The sequence below is a fragment of the Enterococcus silesiacus genome (genome assembly GCF_001886225.1).
In the GTDB taxonomy this organism is placed as follows: Bacteria; Bacillota; Bacilli; order Lactobacillales; family Enterococcaceae; genus Enterococcus_L; species Enterococcus_L silesiacus.
This window is the reverse complement of the sequence record NZ_JXLC01000032.1, coordinates 1-15,973: the sequence shown is the minus strand read 5'-3', so window position 1 is coordinate 15,973 and position 15,973 is coordinate 1. Positions and strand designations below refer to the sequence as shown.

Genomic DNA, 15,973 nt, shown 5'->3' with positions numbered 1-15,973 from the left:
AAGATGAAAAGGGCGTGAACATATGAACGAGTTAAAAGTAAACGAATTAACCAAAACATACGGAGAGAAGACACTATTTGATCACATTTCTTTCCATATTCACAATAAAGACCGAATTGGTTTGATTGGTACAAACGGAACTGGCAAAACTAGTTTGTTAAATATATTAGCGGGTAAAGATAGCGGAGACGGAGATGTCAGTGCTATTCAGCAACCAAATGATTATCAAATTGGTTACTTGTCACAAGATCAAGTTTTCGATCCTGATTTAACAGTTGTAGAAGCGGTGTTTCAAGGCGAGACGCCAATTATTCAAGCTGTAAAAAATTATGAATTGGCTTTATTGGCTTTGGCAAATGATGGTCTTAATGATGCAGTTCAAAAACAATATGCCCAGGCGGAAGAACGAATGAACAAAGAAGATGCTTGGACAGCCGATACAGATGCTAAAATTATTTTACAAAAACTTGGAATTGAAACGCTGCATAAAAAAATGGGTGAATTATCTGGTGGGCAAAAGAAAAGGGTCAGTTTAGCACAAGTTTTGATCGAATCACCAGATTTACTTTTACTGGATGAGCCAACCAATCATTTAGATTATGAAGCAATCAATTGGCTGGAAAGTTTTTTAAATGGTTATCGTGGCGCTATTTTAATGGTTACTCATGATCGTTATTTTTTGGATCGGGTAACGAATCGCATCTTTGAACTATCTTTTGGAAAATTATTTGAGTATAAAGGCAATTATGAAGCATATATCATCGCCAAAGCAGAGCGTGAGCGTGTTGGTGTCGAGCAAGAAGAAAAACGAAAACAACTATACAAGCAGGAACTAGAATGGATGCGTGCTGGCGTGAAAGCGCGAGGAACAAAGCAACAGGCACGGCAGGATCGTTTCCATGATCTGAAAGAAAACCTTCATCAAGTCAATCAAAAGGGCCAGTTAGAAATAGATATGGCCACACAAAGATTGGGTAAAAAAGTCTTGGAAATCAAAGAGGGAAATTACCAGATCGAACAAAAAACAATACTCAAGGAATTTGACTTGCTTATTCAAGCTAGAGATCGAGTGGGGATTACTGGGAAAAATGGTGCTGGTAAATCGACGTTATTAAATATTCTTGCTGGGCGTTTATCCTTAGATAGTGGAGCCTACTCAATTGGTGAAACCGTACATTTGGCTTATTATACACAGCAAAATGAGGCGATGGATCCTAACCAACGTATGATTTCTTATCTACAAGAAGCGGCAGAACAAGTACAGCGAAGCGACGGAACTAATATTGGTGTTGCTGAATTATTAGAACGTTTTTTATTCCCACGATTTATGCACGGCACAATTATCGGTAAACTTTCAGGTGGAGAAAAACGTCGCTTGTATTTGTTAAAACTATTAATTGGCCAGCCAAATGTGTTATTATTGGACGAACCGACAAATGATTTGGATATCGACACTTTAACAATTTTAGAGGACTATATCCAAACATTTAAAGGTGCCGTAATAGCAGTCTCCCATGATCGTTATTTTCTAGATAAAACGATGGATAAATTACTAGTTTTCCAAGGCGAAGGTCAAATCACTACTTACTTTGGATCGATGAGTGAATATCTGGCAACAAGTAAAGAAGAGTCAAAAAAAATAGTTAAAATTGATACAAAAGCAGCTAAAGAAGTTGAAAAGAAAGAAAAAAAGAAATTGACTTACATGGAACAAAAAGAATGGGCTACAATCGAAATAGATATTGGTTCTCTAGAAGAACGAACTGCTCAACTGACAGAAGAAATGAATCACCAAGGTGATGATTTTACGAAGCTTCAGGAACTGCAAGCAGAATTGTCATCACTAGAACAGACACTTGAAGAAAAAATGGAACGTTGGGAATATTTAAGTGAATTTGCAGATAATTAGGAGGCAGTATTGATGGAAGAGGCATACTTAGCATTAGGTCGTAAAATTTTAGAAGAAGGTCACTTAAAAGAAGACCGGACTGGGACAGGGACACGGAGTATTTTTGGTCATCAAATGCGCTTTGATTTATCAAAAGGTTTCCCTTTACTCACTACTAAAAGAGTGCCGTTTGGCTTGATCAAAAGCGAGTTGCTGTGGTTTTTAAACGGTGACACAAATATTCGTTATCTCCTAGAGCATAATAATCATATTTGGGATGAATGGGCGTTTGAGCGTTATATTAAAAGTGATGATTATCACGGACCGGATATGACGGATTTTGGTCACCGAGTGTTGACTGATGATACTTTTAAAGAGATGTATCAAAAAGAGCACAAAGAATTTTGTGATAAAATCTTAACAGATGATGTTTTTGCTGCTAAGTATGGAGAACTGGGCAATATCTATGGCGCCCAGTGGCGTCATTGGGAAACGAAAAATGGACAGTTTATTGACCAGCTGAAAAATGTTATTGAAATGATCAAAAAAACACCTGATTCAAGACGTCTGATTGTGTCAGCGTGGAATCCAGAAGACATTCCGTCAATGGCTTTACCACCTTGTCATACAATGTTTCAATTTTATGTAAATGATGGAAAGTTGAGCTGTCAGTTGTACCAACGCAGTGGTGATGTTTTTCTTGGTGTACCATTTAACATTGCCAGTTATGCGTTATTGACCCATTTAATTGCCCATGAAACTGGTTTAGAAGTGGGGGATTTTGTGCATACTTTAGGGGATGCTCATTTGTATACGAATCATATTGATCAAATGAACGAACAACTTTCTAGAGAAATCCGCTCGTTTCCTACACTGAAATTAAATCAAAATAAAAAATCAGTGTTTGATTTTGAAATGGAAGATATTGCTATTGAAGGATATGAGCCGCATCCGGCAATCAAGGCGCCAATCGCCGTTTAATTTGAAAGGAGTTCTTCAATGTTAGCAGCTATATGGGCTCAGGATGAGCAAGGGACAATAGGCAAAGAAAATCGGCTACCTTGGCATCTGCCGAATGACTTGAAATTTTTTAAACAAATGACTGAAGATAACACAATCGTTATGGGGAGAAAAACCTTTGAGGGCATGGGAAGTCGTCCGCTACCTAACCGACAAACAATCGTTATGACTAAAGACAAAGGGTATCAGGCTGAAGGAGTCAATGTAGCGCATACTGTAGCTGAGGTACTTGATTATGCAAAAACTTTTTCTGGGATTACTTTTATTGCAGGTGGTTCAGCTATATATAAGGACTTTCTACCTTATTGTGATGTTTTGTATCGGACTGTTCTCCATCACACTTTTGATGGAGATACAAAATTTCCAGATGTTTCTTGGGAGAATTGGACATTGATCAATTTGAGTGAAGGGGTCCAGGACGAAGAAAATACCTATGCTTATCAATTTGAAACATACCAACGTAAAGTAGCAACAGAATAAACTAAATTTAAGCTTATGAAGAGAGAAACGGTTAATCTACTAAAACAGCGTTGAGTTAGTTAATAATTCATATAAAGCTCTTTTTAGGCTAAGCTGTTATTCCTATCATTATAAATAAAACAAAGATAAACTAAAAAAGCAGACCCAATTTAGTCTGCTTTTTTAGTTTATCTAAATATGATTGCGGTATAATCCAACAACTTTTCCCAAAATACTCACGTTATTTAAAATAATTGGATCTAATGCATCATTTTCTGGTTGTAAACGAATATGATCTGTCTCTTTAAAGAATCGCTTGCAAGTCGCTTCGTCTTCATCGGTCATCGCAATAACGATATCACCATTAGAAGCAGCACTTTGTTTACGTACAATGACTTGATCGCCATCTAATATTCCTGCATTGATCATACTTTCTCCTCTAATAGTTAGCATGAATAAAGCATTTTCTTCTGCTACTAGATCAGGAGGGAGAGGGAAAAAGTCAGAGGCTTCTTCTACAGCTAAGATAGGTTCACCAGCGGTAACAACACCAAGCATTGGAATGACTGATGGTTTGACACCGATCCTTTCCAAACCATCAGCTGTCAACTCAATCGCTCTTGGCTTTGTAGGGTCGCGTAAAATCAAGCCCTTTTTTTCTAAACGAGCTAAATGTCCGTGAACAGTAGAGGTTGAAGAAAGATCTACTGCTTTTCCAATCTCCCGTACAGTCGGTGGATAGCCTTTAAGCTCGACTTGCTCATATATATATTTTAATACTTCGATTTGCCTTGTGTCTGTACGTTTCACCACAACCCGCACCTTCTTTCAATTTATAATGTTAGTGTACCATAGTTTTATACAGGAATCAAACAAGCGTTCGTGTTTTTTTGGAAAATACTTATGAACGCTAATTATTGATAAAAAATAGTCGTGTCTAATAGTACATTCTGTCAATAAAGGCTGTCGTTCCTCATTTTTATCATGAATATAGTTGTATTTTTCCGGCTCATCTTATAAGATAGACATGGAAAGTAAACTTGTCTAGCTTTACAGGCTAGTCTTTCGGAAAAAAGATAAAATATGTTTGTAGTAAAAAGCACTACATTCATATTTTCCTATTTTTCTGTCAAGACTGAACGAGCCTGCTCAGCTTTTAATGTTGTCTAGCTTTACAGGCTAGTCTTTCGGAAAAAAGATAAAATATGATTGTAGTAAAAAGCACTACATCCATATTTTCCTATTTTTCTGTCAAGACTGGACGAGCCTGCTCAGCTTTAAAAATAAGGAGGCAGAATCATGTTATCATCTGAAAAAATGGATCGAATTAATGAGCTTGCGAAAAAGGCAAAGGAAAGCACGTTATCCGAGAGTGAAAAAGAAGAACAAAAAGTGCTTCGTCAAGAATATTTAGCTGCTTTCCGTGGAGGGATGCGTCATCATATCGAAGGGATGAAAGTTGTCGATCCTAAAGGAAATGATGTTACACCAGATAAACTAAAAAAAATCCAAAAAGACAAAGGATTACACAATAGAAAATAATTTTGGTTTTTTTTACTAAAAGTAATTGCTTTCATAAAGGAAATAGGCTAAAATATAGTTAATAAAGGTAAAAAAAACCTAAATAGGAGATGATTTTTTTGTTCGACAACACTGATCAGTTAGGCGTCAATACAATTCGTACATTAAGTATCGAAGCAGTACAAAAGGCAAATTCAGGACATCCTGGATTACCGATGGGTGCTGCACCGATGGCATACGCACTTTGGACAAAACACTTGAAAGTAAATCCTAAAACATCAAGAAACTGGGCAGATAGAGACCGTTTTATTCTTTCTGCAGGTCATGGCTCTGCAATGCTTTATAGTTTACTTCACTTAGCAGGCTACGGTGTATCAATGGATGATTTGAAGAACTTCCGTCAATGGGGAAGTAAAACACCTGGACATCCTGAAGTGCATCATACAGATGGTGTTGAAGCAACGACTGGTCCTTTAGGTCAAGGAATTGCGATGGCTGTTGGTATGGCAATGGCTGAAGCCCACACAGCTGCGACATATAATCGTGATAGTTTCCCTGTGATCGATCATTATACGTATGCACTATGTGGTGATGGTGACTTGATGGAAGGTGTCTCACAAGAAGCAAGTTCTATGGCAGGACACATGAAGTTAGGCAAATTGATTGTGTTATACGATTCAAATGACATCTCATTAGACGGTCCTACATCAAAAGCTTTCACTGAAAATGTTGGCGCTCGTTATGAAGCTTATGGTTGGCAACATATTTTAGTAAAAGATGGGAATGATCTAGAAGAAATTTCCAAAGCAATCGAAGCAGCTAAAGCTGAAACAGATAAACCAACATTGATCGAAGTTAAAACAGTTATTGGTTATGGAGCACCAAAAGAAGGTACATCGTCAGTTCATGGTGCACCGATTGGCGCAGAAGGAATTACTGTTGCTAAGGCTGTTTACGGTTGGGAATATCCTGATTTCACAGTGCCCGACGAGGTTGCTGCTCGTTTCAAGGAAACAATGATTGATGAAGGCGAAAAAGCCGAAGATAAATGGAACAATATGTTTGCAAACTATACGAAAGAGCATCCTGAGTTAGCGAAACAATTTAAACAAGCTTTTGCTGATGAACTTCCTGAAAATTGGGATAGTGAACTACCAACATATGAAGTTGGATCAAGCGCGGCTAGCCGAGTTACAAGCAAAGAAACAATTCAAGCGATTTCTAAGACTGTACCAGGTTTCTGGGGCGGTTCTGCTGATTTGTCTGCATCAAATAATACGATGGTTGCAGCAGAAAAAGATTTTGAGCCAGGTCAATATGATGGTCGCAACATTTGGTTTGGCGTTCGCGAATTTGCGATGGCTGCTGCCATGAACGGAATTCAATTACATGGAGGAAGCCGTGTCTATGGCGGAACATTCTTTGTATTTACCGATTATTTACGTCCTGCATTACGTTTAGCAGCTCTTCAACATACGCCTGTGACGTATGTCTTGACCCACGATTCTGTGGCAGTAGGAGAAGATGGTCCAACTCACGAACCTGTTGAGCAATTAGCAAGTATTCGCTGTATGCCAGGTGTTCAAGTAATCCGTCCAGCTGATGGTAATGAAACAGTTGCTGCATGGAAGATTGCCATGACAACGAAAGACGCTCCAACTGTATTAGTTTTAAGTCGTCAAAATTTACCTGTTATCGATGGAACTCAGGAGCATGCAAATGAATTTGTACAAAAAGGTGCTTATGTTATTTCTAAACAAAAGGGTGAAAAACCTGAAGGAATCTTGATTGCAACTGGTTCAGAAGTCAACTTAGCGATTGAAGCACAAAAAGCCTTAGCAGAACAAGGTCAAGATGTTTCCGTTGTTTCATTACCAAGCTTTGATTTGTTTGAAAAACAAACGGCAGAATACAAAGAGTCTGTACTTCCTAAAGATGTGACTAAGCGTGTAGCAATCGAAGCAGCTTCACCATTTGGATGGGAGCGTTACGTTGGTACGGCTGGTACAACTGTGACAATCAATCATTTTGGGGCTTCAGCTCCTGGTGATCTAGTCTTGAAAGAATTCGGCTTTACAGTTGAAAATGTAGTATCAAAATACAATAATTTGTAAAGTAAACAATTTTAAATAAAAAAGCAGCTATTCACATTTGTGAATAGCTGCTTCTTTTTGTCCAGTAACAAATACATGGATATAGAAAAGTTGCCATTATTATCAGCTATTACGGTAACACTTGGTTCTGCAGACCACTTAACGATAACCATAACGACATTTTTTTCATTTTACGCACTCCGATTAAAACATTTCGCAATCTTTTTGTAAAAGTTGTAGTGCAAACGAAATATATTGCAATCTTTTTTTGTTTATTAAAAAAAACTTAATAATTGTATAATAAAGGTATTTACATAAAAAAAACGTTCGAATAATATACAATCATGTAAACTGAATAAAACAAATATACTCAGAACAATAAAACAAAAATTTCAGCCTGACTACACTGACTTTAAAACTTCAAGTTTCAAGAGCAAATAATTGTTTATAAAAAATTCTCCGAGTAAAATGGTGTTACGATGTTCTATTGAGGAGGAACAAATGAATGGACGAGATTAAGACAAGAAGTAGCAGACATCATCAAAAAGAGCCTAAAACTAGTAATAAACGATTAGCATCTGTAATAGGAACTTCATTAGTTTTTCTTCCGATTGCAGGGAGTTTACTCCCTCTAAGTGTTCATGCAAACGAAGTTGAAGCGCAAGGAGATGTTTCACAACAAGCATTTATTGATTCTATTGGATATTCAGCTGCGTCTGTAGCTGACGCAAATGACCTATACGCATCTGTAATGATTGCCCAGGCATTGCTAGAAAGTAGTTATGGTACATCCGGATTAGCAGCAGCGCCAAACTATAATTTATTTGGTGTAAAGGGAAGCTATAATGGACAAACAGTTTATATGCCTACCTCAGAATATTTGAATGGACAGTGGGTTACGATGACAGAACCATTTAGAAGTTATTCGTCATATGCTGAGTCATTTCAAGATCATGCCAATGTTCTTAAAACAACTTTAGCATCAAGCGGAGACTACCATTACTCTGGTGTCTGGAAAAGTAACACATCTAGCTACATGGATGCTACAGCAGCCTTGGCTGGACGTTATGCAACGGATCCAGGTTATGCAAGTAAATTAAATTGGTTGATTGCAACTTATGGTTTAACAGCATATGATTGGGGAACCGTTGAAACCTCAGTAACTGGTGAAGCGCCAGTAGCTCAATCAGCTGTTGGGCAAAGTATTGCCACACTCACTACTCAATCTTATACTGTTGCTTCTGGCGATACTCTTTGGGGCATTGCTGAAAGATTCGGGCTATCAGTTGATCAGCTTATGGCTTCAAATGGCCTATCTGCTGAATTGATCACGGTCGGACAAGTCTTACAAGTCGCATAAAAAACTGCCAACAACTGTCGTTTACTGACGGTTTGTTGGCAGTTTTTTTATCTTTTTCCTAAACGTAATTCTTCTAAACGCCGTTGCCGATTCTTCGTCAAGTCCTTGATTCGTGGCCTAGGCAAAATTGCATCAGAGGTTGTGGTTGATTTTTTCTGATGCGTTGTAGGGTCATTAATATCAAAATGTTTTAAATAGTCGATGACTTCGCGAACAATTTGAGTAGGGGTGGAAGCTCCGGCTGTAACAGCAACCTGATCTACATTTAACAGCCATTGAGGATTGATTTGAGAAACATCAGAAATCCGATGAGCTGGGACTCCTGCTTGTTCGATGGAAACCTGAGCTAAGCGATTGCTATTATTACTTTTCGGATCACCCACAACAATCGTCAAGTCACAGCCCTTTGCTTGCTCAACAACAGCTTCTTGACGAACTTGTGTAGCTTTACAAATATCTTTATGGATATGTACATGGGGATATTTAGCTTTGATCAAATCCATCAAGTTGCCAACATCCCATTGACTCATCGTTGTTTGATTGGTCACAAAAATAGCCTCTGCAGTTAAAGCTAGTGCTGAAATATCCGACTGATTTGAAACTAAATGAACATGATCAGGCGATACGCCAACTGCTCCTTCAGGTTCAGGATGATTTTTCTTACCGATATAAATAATCTCATATCCTTTAGCCACTTTTTCTGCAATTAATTCATGTGTGATCATAACATCAGGGCAGGTTGCATCAATAACAGTCAAACCTTTCTGGAGAGCTAATGCTTTTACTTTTGGCGAAGTTCCGTGGGCGGTAAAAATAACAGTTCCCTGATCTATCTGTGCTAAAATATCTTCACGTTTTTCTCCATCTAATGTATGAACCCCGATACTTTCAAAAGCATCTGTCACATGTTTATTATGAACGATCATCCCTAAGATATAGATAGGGCGAGGTAAACTTTCATCGAGTGAAGCATTTCTAGCAATAACCATCGCGTCAACAACACCATAACAATAGCCACGGGGGCTAATATTTACAATTTTCATAATTGAATTAACTCCTACTTACTAAATTTTAAAGTCCTATTTACTATACAATACTTTTATTAAGTTTGTGTTAAGGGGTATTAAACGTTGTTATAACAATGTTAATTATAGCTATATATACTTTGAGCATTTATAAAACAATCACAAAAGTGTCTCAAATTAACATTTAGTACATAGCCGATTTATTTGTATGAAATGAACAACAGTTTTCCTTTAACTTCTTTACAAACGTTATTATATCATAAGCAAGAGTCATTTTTTTATGGAAACAACAGCTGATTAAATTGCAAAATGATAGCCAGATGAGCTGATATAAGCTATTATAAACAGAAGAACGTTTTTGCTTGCACGAATATTAAGATGGAGGAATGACGAATGACTCAAATTTTTAATTCAGTTACCGAATTGATAGGTAAGACACCCATTGTAAAATTAGGACGTATTGTCCCCGAGGGAGCAGCAGATGTTTTTGTGAAACTCGAATTTTTCAACCCAGGTGGCAGTGTAAAAGATCGAATTGCCTTAAGTATGATTGACAAAGCAGAAAAAAGCGGACTACTTAAAACAGGAGATACCATTGTAGAGCCGACTAGTGGAAACACTGGGATCGGTCTGGCCATGGTTGGTGCTGCTAAAGGATATAAAGTTGTGATTGTTATGCCGGATACAATGAGCATCGAACGTCGAAAATTGATGCAGGCATATGGCGCTGAATTGTTGTTAACCCCAGGAGCTGAAGGAATGAAGGGCGCTATTGCAAAAGCAACAGAACTTGCTGATAAAGATGGCTATTTTATGCCCATGCAATTTGATAACCCTGCTAACCCTGAAACACATGAAAAAACAACTGGTAAAGAAATTCAAGATGTTTTTGGGCCAGCCGGGTTAGATGCCTTTGTTGCTGGTGTTGGTACTGGTGGTACCATAACTGGTGTTGGCAAGGAACTGAAACGAGTCTACCCTAGAATATCGATTGTCGCGGTGGAACCAACGGAATCTCCTGTTTTAGAAGGTGGCCAGCCAGGTCCTCACAAAATCCAAGGAATTGGGGCAGGTTTTATTCCAAAAGTTTTAGATATTGAAATCTATGGAAAAGTTATTGCAGTCCCTAGTGAAATTGCCATGGAAACAGCTCGTCAATTAGCAGCTAAAGAAGGTCTGTTAGTAGGGATATCAGCTGGTGCTGCAGTTTTTGCCGCTATTGAAGTCGCAAAAGAATTAGGTGCTGGTAAAAAAGTACTGACCGTGATCCCTGATAATGGCGAACGCTATTTATCAACAGCATTGTACAATTTTTCTGAATAGCTAAGGCGCAACTTTTGACCTGCTTTTTAGGAGTTTAATAAATCCATAAGTCTGAACCGTTGAAAGCTAAGCGTAACTTGCTTAGCTTTTTTGCCGGTGAGAAAAGCACCAGCTTATCTAATCACACAAAAAGTATGTAATAAATTAGAGATCCTCATAAATTAGAGATAAACAAGAGATTTCCCATACTATTTATGCAATTATTCTTGTCAAGATAGTTTAGAAATAGTATCATTTAAGAAAGAAGACTGGGAGGGGAACCAAATGGACAACATATTGGTAAAGAATGCACTTGAAGAATTAAAAGAAGCCAATATTCGTATTACTCCTCAAAGATATGCGATACTAGAATATCTAATTGAGAATCATAGCCATCCTACTGCTGATGAAATTTATCGTTCGTTAGAAGATCATTTTCCTAATATGAGTGTCGCAACTGTATATAATAACTTACGTTTATTTACTGATATCGGTTTTGTTCAAGAAATGAATTATGGTGATGCATCAAGTCGTTTTGATTTCAGCTCTAAAAAACATTATCATGCAATTTGTCAAAATTGTGGTAAAATCGTTGATTTCCATTATCCAGGACTGGAAGATGTAGAGATGGCGGCAAGCAAATTGACAGGTTTTGAAATTAATGAACATCGATTAGAACTATACGGTCTGTGTCCAGACTGTCAAAAAAAAGAAAATGAATGAAATGAGTGAGAAGATGAGATCAATTCATACAGATAATGCTCCGAAGGCAATTGGACCTTATGTACAAGGAAATATTGTGAATGGCTTATTATTTGCCTCAGGACAAGTCCCTTTAAGCCCTGAAACTGGAGAAGTTGTTGGTACTACAATAGAAGAACAAGCAAAACAAGTCTTGGAAAATATTGCAGCGATTCTAAAAGAAGCAGGAAGTGATTTTGATCATGTTGTCAAAACGACTTGTTTCTTGAAAGATATGAATGATTTTACGTCTTTCAATGAGGTTTATGCGACAGCATTCACGAGTCAATTACCAGCTCGCTCTGCGGTAGAAGTAGCCCGCTTACCTAAGGATGTTTTAATTGAGATCGAAATTATTGCTGCAATAAATGAGTAGACTTTTAATTTCACAAGCTGAGAAATGTTAGTTTCTCAGCTTTTTTTGTTGTAAAAACAGTGTTTATAATTAGGTATATGCATTTTAAAATGAAAAATACGTTAAAAATAGAAAAGTTTGTGAAAAAATAAGTTTGTGATTCACAAGCAAAGAACTCGAATATGCTTTCTCACTTTGTTATATTTTTAGTATACCAATAGAGTTATTATAGTTTCATTGGTGAAAAATTTAACTTGAAAGAAGGGATTTACAAAATGAAAGTCGTAGTCGTAGGATGTACGCATGCAGGAACAGCTGCAGTCAAAAGTATTTTAACAAATCACCCAAACGCGGAGGTAACCGTTTATGAACGAAATGATAATGTATCATTTTTATCATGCGGAATTGCTCTATATGTTGGAGGAGTAGTAAAGGAGGCTGACAGTTTATTCTACTCAAGTCCTGAAGAACTAGCGTCACTAGGTGCTACAGTTAAAATGGAACATGAAGTCGAAACAATCGATGTTAATCATAAAACAGTAACTGCAAAAGATTTAAACACGGGTAAAGTTGAAACAAAAGAATATGATAAATTAGTAATGACAACTGGCTCTTGGCCAATTGTTCCTCCAATCAAAGGAATCGAAGCTGAAAATATTTTATTATGTAAAAACTTTAACCAAGCGAATGTGATTATCGAACGCGCAAAAGATGCGAAAAAAGTTGTCGTTGTTGGCGGTGGCTATATCGGTATCGAATTAGTTGAAGCTTTTGTAGAGTCAGGGAAAGAAGTGACTTTGATTGATGGTTTGGATCGTATTTTAAACAAATATTTAGATAAACCATTTACAGATGTTTTAGAAAAAGAGCTTGTTGATCGTGGTGTAACGTTAGCGCTAGGTGAGAATGTTCAAGAATTCAAAGCTGATGCAAGTGGACATGTGAATAAAGTAATTACTCCTAGTCAGGAATTTGAAGCGGATATGGTTATCATGTGTGTTGGTTTCAGTCCAAATACAGTATTGCTTAAAGATAAGGTAGACATGTTGCCAAATGGTGCCATTGTCGTGGATAAATTCATGAGATCAAGCACCCCTGACATTCTTGCCGCAGGTGATAGTGCAGTTGTACACTATAATCCAAGTAACACAACCAATTATATTCCGTTAGCAACAAATGCTGTTCGCCAAGGCCTGTTGGTAGGTTACAATTTAACAGAAGAAAAACTAGCATATCGTGGGACACAAGGAACTTCTGGATTATATTTATTTGGTTGGAAAATCGGTTCAACAGGTGTTACGCTAGAAAGTGCGAAAATGAACAACTTAGAGGTTGAAGCGACACAATTTGAAGACAATTACCGTCCAGAATTTATGCCAACAACTGAAAATGTGATGATGGAATTAGTTTATGAAAAAGGGACAAACCGTATTGTCGGCGGACAATTGATGTCTAAATATGATATTACCCAATCCGCTAATACGTTATCTTTGGCTGTTCAAAATGAAATGACTGTTGAAGATCTTGCGTTGTCAGATTTCTTCTTCCAACCACACTTTGATCGTCCTTGGAATTACTTGAATTTATTAGCTCAAGCTGCTTTAAAAGATATCGCTGGAAAATAAAAACTTAACTGAGACAAAAAAAGTTAGTTAAGATTTAAACTATGACATGGCAAAATTGGTTTCTAGTTTTGCTATGTCATAGTTTTTTTGTTGTGAAAAGTGAAAAGCTTTGCCTTTTAGCCATTTTTTTGAGATGCTTTAGTCAGTAACATGAATGAGAGGTTATAGGATGAAAGGAAATATAAAAATAAGGGAGCTTATTATTCGTTCCTTATATGCTTTGATTGGCGTTGCAATTTTAGCTTTTGGCGCTGCGACATTAAGGATAGGTCAGGTAGGTTTGGATCCATATACTGCCGCAAATATTGGTATTGGTTCTGTGTTAAACCTTTCACTAGGTGTTTATCAATTAATTATCAATCTGGTTATTTTAGGTTTGGTTTTTATTTTTGGAAAACAATATATAGGCATCGGAACTGTGATCAATATGGTGCTTACAGGTTTTTTCATTGATTTTTATACATGGGTTTATACAAGTTTTTTCACTATTAAAATCAATTTATTTTCCCAAAGTCTACTACTTATCTTTGGTGTATTGATTTTTACTTTTGGGGCATCTTTTTATATGTCGGCTAAGGTAGGTAACGCTCCTTATGATGCAATTGCTCCTATCATAGTGGAACGTACGGGAGCTCAGTATCGTTTAGTGAGAGTGATCCAAGATATTATTTTTGTGATAATAGCCTTTTGTTTTGGAGGTCCCGTTGGTATTGGTACTGTAATTAACGCTTTTTTCACAGGTCCATTCATTGACTTTTGGAATAAGAAAATTTGTGAGCCGCTAATTGAAAAAAGCATCACAAAATAAAAGAACGGTTGGTTATTAAATAGATTTCAGGAACAAAGCGGGCGAAATTCTTTGTTCTTGAAATCTATTTTATTCTAAAATATTTTCCCGAATAAAATGATAACGCTTCCTTCGTTTCGGTATCTAAACGTATATTATATGTATAATTTTCTTGATGCGTGTAATATTATTTTGATTAAAAAAACATTAGTATATACAAGAACGAGAAATGTTTATAATGCAACGTTTCATGTTCTTTTTTTTGTCTATATTAATTTTATTTCTTTGTTAATTAAAATAAAATTAATTTTTTCGATTCGTATCATTTCCAAAAATATTATAAAGGTTATAAAATCCAAAGGTAGAAGCTTAAATAAATTTTTGTGTTGCTCACGTGTTATGAAAGGAGAGTGTCAATTGGTTTTAACAAGCTTCTAGTTGTTCGTTATGTGGTATCAGTTTAACGTAAGAGGAGGATAATCATGAAAGATGATAAGAAAAAAAAGAAAAGCACTACCAATTCAAAAAAACAGAATAAGTATCGTGCATTATCATTAGTGTTGACAAGTAGTTTAGTTATTGCCCCGTTGACGATTCCATTATCATTTTATTTACCAGGAGGAATTACTGCTTCGGCTGCAATTTTAGATGCAGAAATTCTCTCAAATATCACTACTTCAAATGATAGCGGTACATCGGCGGGAACTCGATGGTCTGCTGATGGAACATCAAAAAATGTGAACTTTTCTATAACTGGAAGTGAGTTAGTTGGGGGATCTGTTATCACGAGCGGAACAAAGCAAGCTGTTTTATCAATTCCAACTGAATTAAACGGACGCGTTTCTCCAAACGGAGTAGCACAAATCAATACAAATGTGACATTAACGGTCGGCGACTTAACGTTTTTGACTGGAACATTGAATGCCGTTAATAATTTATCGAATTTGTTAACTAATATTGTTGATGGTTCACTAGGGAGTTTAACGGGTGTTACCTTGAATTTAACAGCAGTTAATCAAAAAATAGACGCTCTAAATAATCTTGAAAATTTTGGTAGCGCACAGTTTAGTTCGAATGCTGTTCTTTCTCCTGATGGTAAATATATTCAAGCGGGTATTGATGATGGATTAGGTTTAGTTTTAGCACAGAATGTATCATCACTTTTACAAGATTTAAAAGCAGCAGTTGATGCTTTACAAGCGTCTGGTAGTGGAATTACTAGTAACGTAGTTGCAGCAGCTATCAACGCCGCGTTACTTCCTGTCAAAGGGACTGTAGATACAGCGATTAACCTCGCCTTACCACTAGTAGGAATTGGAGGGGCTGGGGTCAATCAATTAGCTGATGCTTCAGTATTGGGTGCTACAACGATCAATATCCCAACAACTGTTGTAAGTCCTACAAGCTTAACGCAAAATTTAGACGCTAGATTTGTTGGCACTGTTATAAAAGCAGATGCCATTGATATTAGCTTGATCAATACAGCTAATGGAATATCTGATATCTATTACGCTGGTAATGCAGTAGTTGTAGCACCACCAGTCGTAACGAATACAACAGGTAGCTCTACAACCGGATACACTGTATTTGGTACAGCGACAGCAGGGGATACGATTACGATTAAAAATGCAAGTGGAACAACAATTGCATCCGGACCGGCAACTGGCGGGAATTTTGAAATCAGTATTCCACAAGGTTCCGCAACAGCTAATGAGGCATTGACAGCGACAGCATCCAACGGCGGTAATGATAGTACACCAACCTCCTTTACGACACCAGCGGATGCAGTGATAGTAG

At 37.0% G+C, this 15,973-nt stretch carries 14 protein-coding genes; 12 read left to right on the top strand and 2 right to left on the bottom strand.

The features are described from left to right. The first annotated feature begins 22 nt into the window (after positions 1-22). Genes RV15_RS16505 through RV15_RS16495 form a run of 3 tightly spaced genes read left to right on the top strand, consistent with a single transcriptional unit; the run spans position 23 to position 3,388 of the window. On the top strand, positions 23-1,909 hold the full coding sequence (locus RV15_RS16505; RefSeq protein ID WP_071879107.1) for an ABC-F family ATP-binding cassette domain-containing protein: 1,887 nt from the start codon (positions 23-25) through the stop codon (positions 1,907-1,909). A gap of 12 nt (positions 1,910-1,921) precedes the next feature. After that, positions 1,922-2,869, top strand: a complete 948-nt coding sequence (locus RV15_RS16500; protein ID WP_071879106.1) for a thymidylate synthase — start codon at positions 1,922-1,924, stop codon at positions 2,867-2,869. A gap of 18 nt (positions 2,870-2,887) precedes the next feature. Further along, positions 2,888-3,388: a dihydrofolate reductase gene (locus RV15_RS16495; protein WP_071879105.1), complete on the top strand. Its 501-nt coding sequence runs from the start codon at positions 2,888-2,890 to the stop codon at positions 3,386-3,388. Positions 3,389-3,559: 171 nt separating this feature from the next. Here RV15_RS16495 and lexA read toward each other — a convergent pair whose 3' ends face one another. Then, positions 3,560-4,180, bottom strand: coding sequence for a transcriptional repressor LexA (gene lexA / locus RV15_RS16490; protein ID WP_025868961.1), 621 nt, complete (start codon positions 4,178-4,180; stop codon positions 3,560-3,562). 486 nt (positions 4,181-4,666) lie between these two features. On the opposite strand from lexA, the gene RV15_RS16485 reads away from it, so the two are divergent. The 3 genes from RV15_RS16485 (at position 4,667) to RV15_RS16475 (ending at position 8,341) form a co-directional block, all read left to right on the top strand. Then, on the top strand, positions 4,667-4,909 hold the full coding sequence (locus RV15_RS16485) for a DUF896 family protein (protein ID WP_071879104.1): 243 nt from the start codon (positions 4,667-4,669) through the stop codon (positions 4,907-4,909). Positions 4,910-5,007: 98 nt separating this feature from the next. Beyond that, on the top strand, positions 5,008-7,002 hold the full coding sequence (tkt, locus tag RV15_RS16480) for a transketolase (RefSeq protein ID WP_071879103.1): 1,995 nt from the start codon (positions 5,008-5,010) through the stop codon (positions 7,000-7,002). 484 nt (positions 7,003-7,486) lie between these two features. Beyond that, positions 7,487-8,341 carry a glucosaminidase domain-containing protein gene (locus RV15_RS16475; RefSeq protein WP_071879102.1) on the top strand — a complete coding sequence of 285 codons (855 nt, stop codon included), beginning with the start codon at positions 7,487-7,489 and terminating at the stop codon, positions 8,339-8,341. Positions 8,342-8,388: 47 nt separating this feature from the next. On the opposite strand, the gene RV15_RS16470 is transcribed toward RV15_RS16475, so the two are convergent. Then, positions 8,389-9,384 (bottom strand): 4-hydroxy-3-methylbut-2-enyl diphosphate reductase, encoded by a 996-nt coding sequence (locus RV15_RS16470; protein WP_071879101.1) that lies wholly within the window; start codon positions 9,382-9,384, stop codon positions 8,389-8,391. A gap of 375 nt (positions 9,385-9,759) precedes the next feature. Here RV15_RS16470 and cysK point away from each other — a divergent pair, with 375 nt between their 5' ends. The 6 genes from cysK to RV15_RS16440 form a co-directional block, all read left to right on the top strand. Further along, a complete protein-coding gene (cysK, locus tag RV15_RS16465; protein WP_071879100.1) occupies positions 9,760-10,689 on the top strand; it encodes a cysteine synthase A in 930 nt (309 codons plus the stop codon). A gap of 264 nt (positions 10,690-10,953) precedes the next feature. Further along, complete coding sequence (gene perR, locus RV15_RS16460) at positions 10,954-11,391, top strand: peroxide-responsive transcriptional repressor PerR (protein WP_025868956.1); 438 nt, start codon at positions 10,954-10,956, stop codon at positions 11,389-11,391. Between the two features lie 13 nt (positions 11,392-11,404). Next, positions 11,405-11,785, top strand: a complete 381-nt coding sequence (locus tag RV15_RS16455) for a RidA family protein (RefSeq protein ID WP_071879099.1) — start codon at positions 11,405-11,407, stop codon at positions 11,783-11,785. 254 nt (positions 11,786-12,039) lie between these two features. Continuing rightward, on the top strand, positions 12,040-13,389 hold the full coding sequence (locus RV15_RS16450) for an NADH oxidase (protein ID WP_071879098.1): 1,350 nt from the start codon (positions 12,040-12,042) through the stop codon (positions 13,387-13,389). 169 nt (positions 13,390-13,558) lie between these two features. Beyond that, positions 13,559-14,197, top strand: coding sequence for a YczE/YyaS/YitT family protein (locus tag RV15_RS16445; protein ID WP_071879097.1), 639 nt, complete (start codon positions 13,559-13,561; stop codon positions 14,195-14,197). Positions 14,198-14,658: 461 nt separating this feature from the next. Next, a partial coding sequence (locus RV15_RS16440; protein WP_245791414.1) for an adhesive domain-containing protein occupies positions 14,659-15,973 on the top strand: 1,315 nt, incomplete at its 3' end.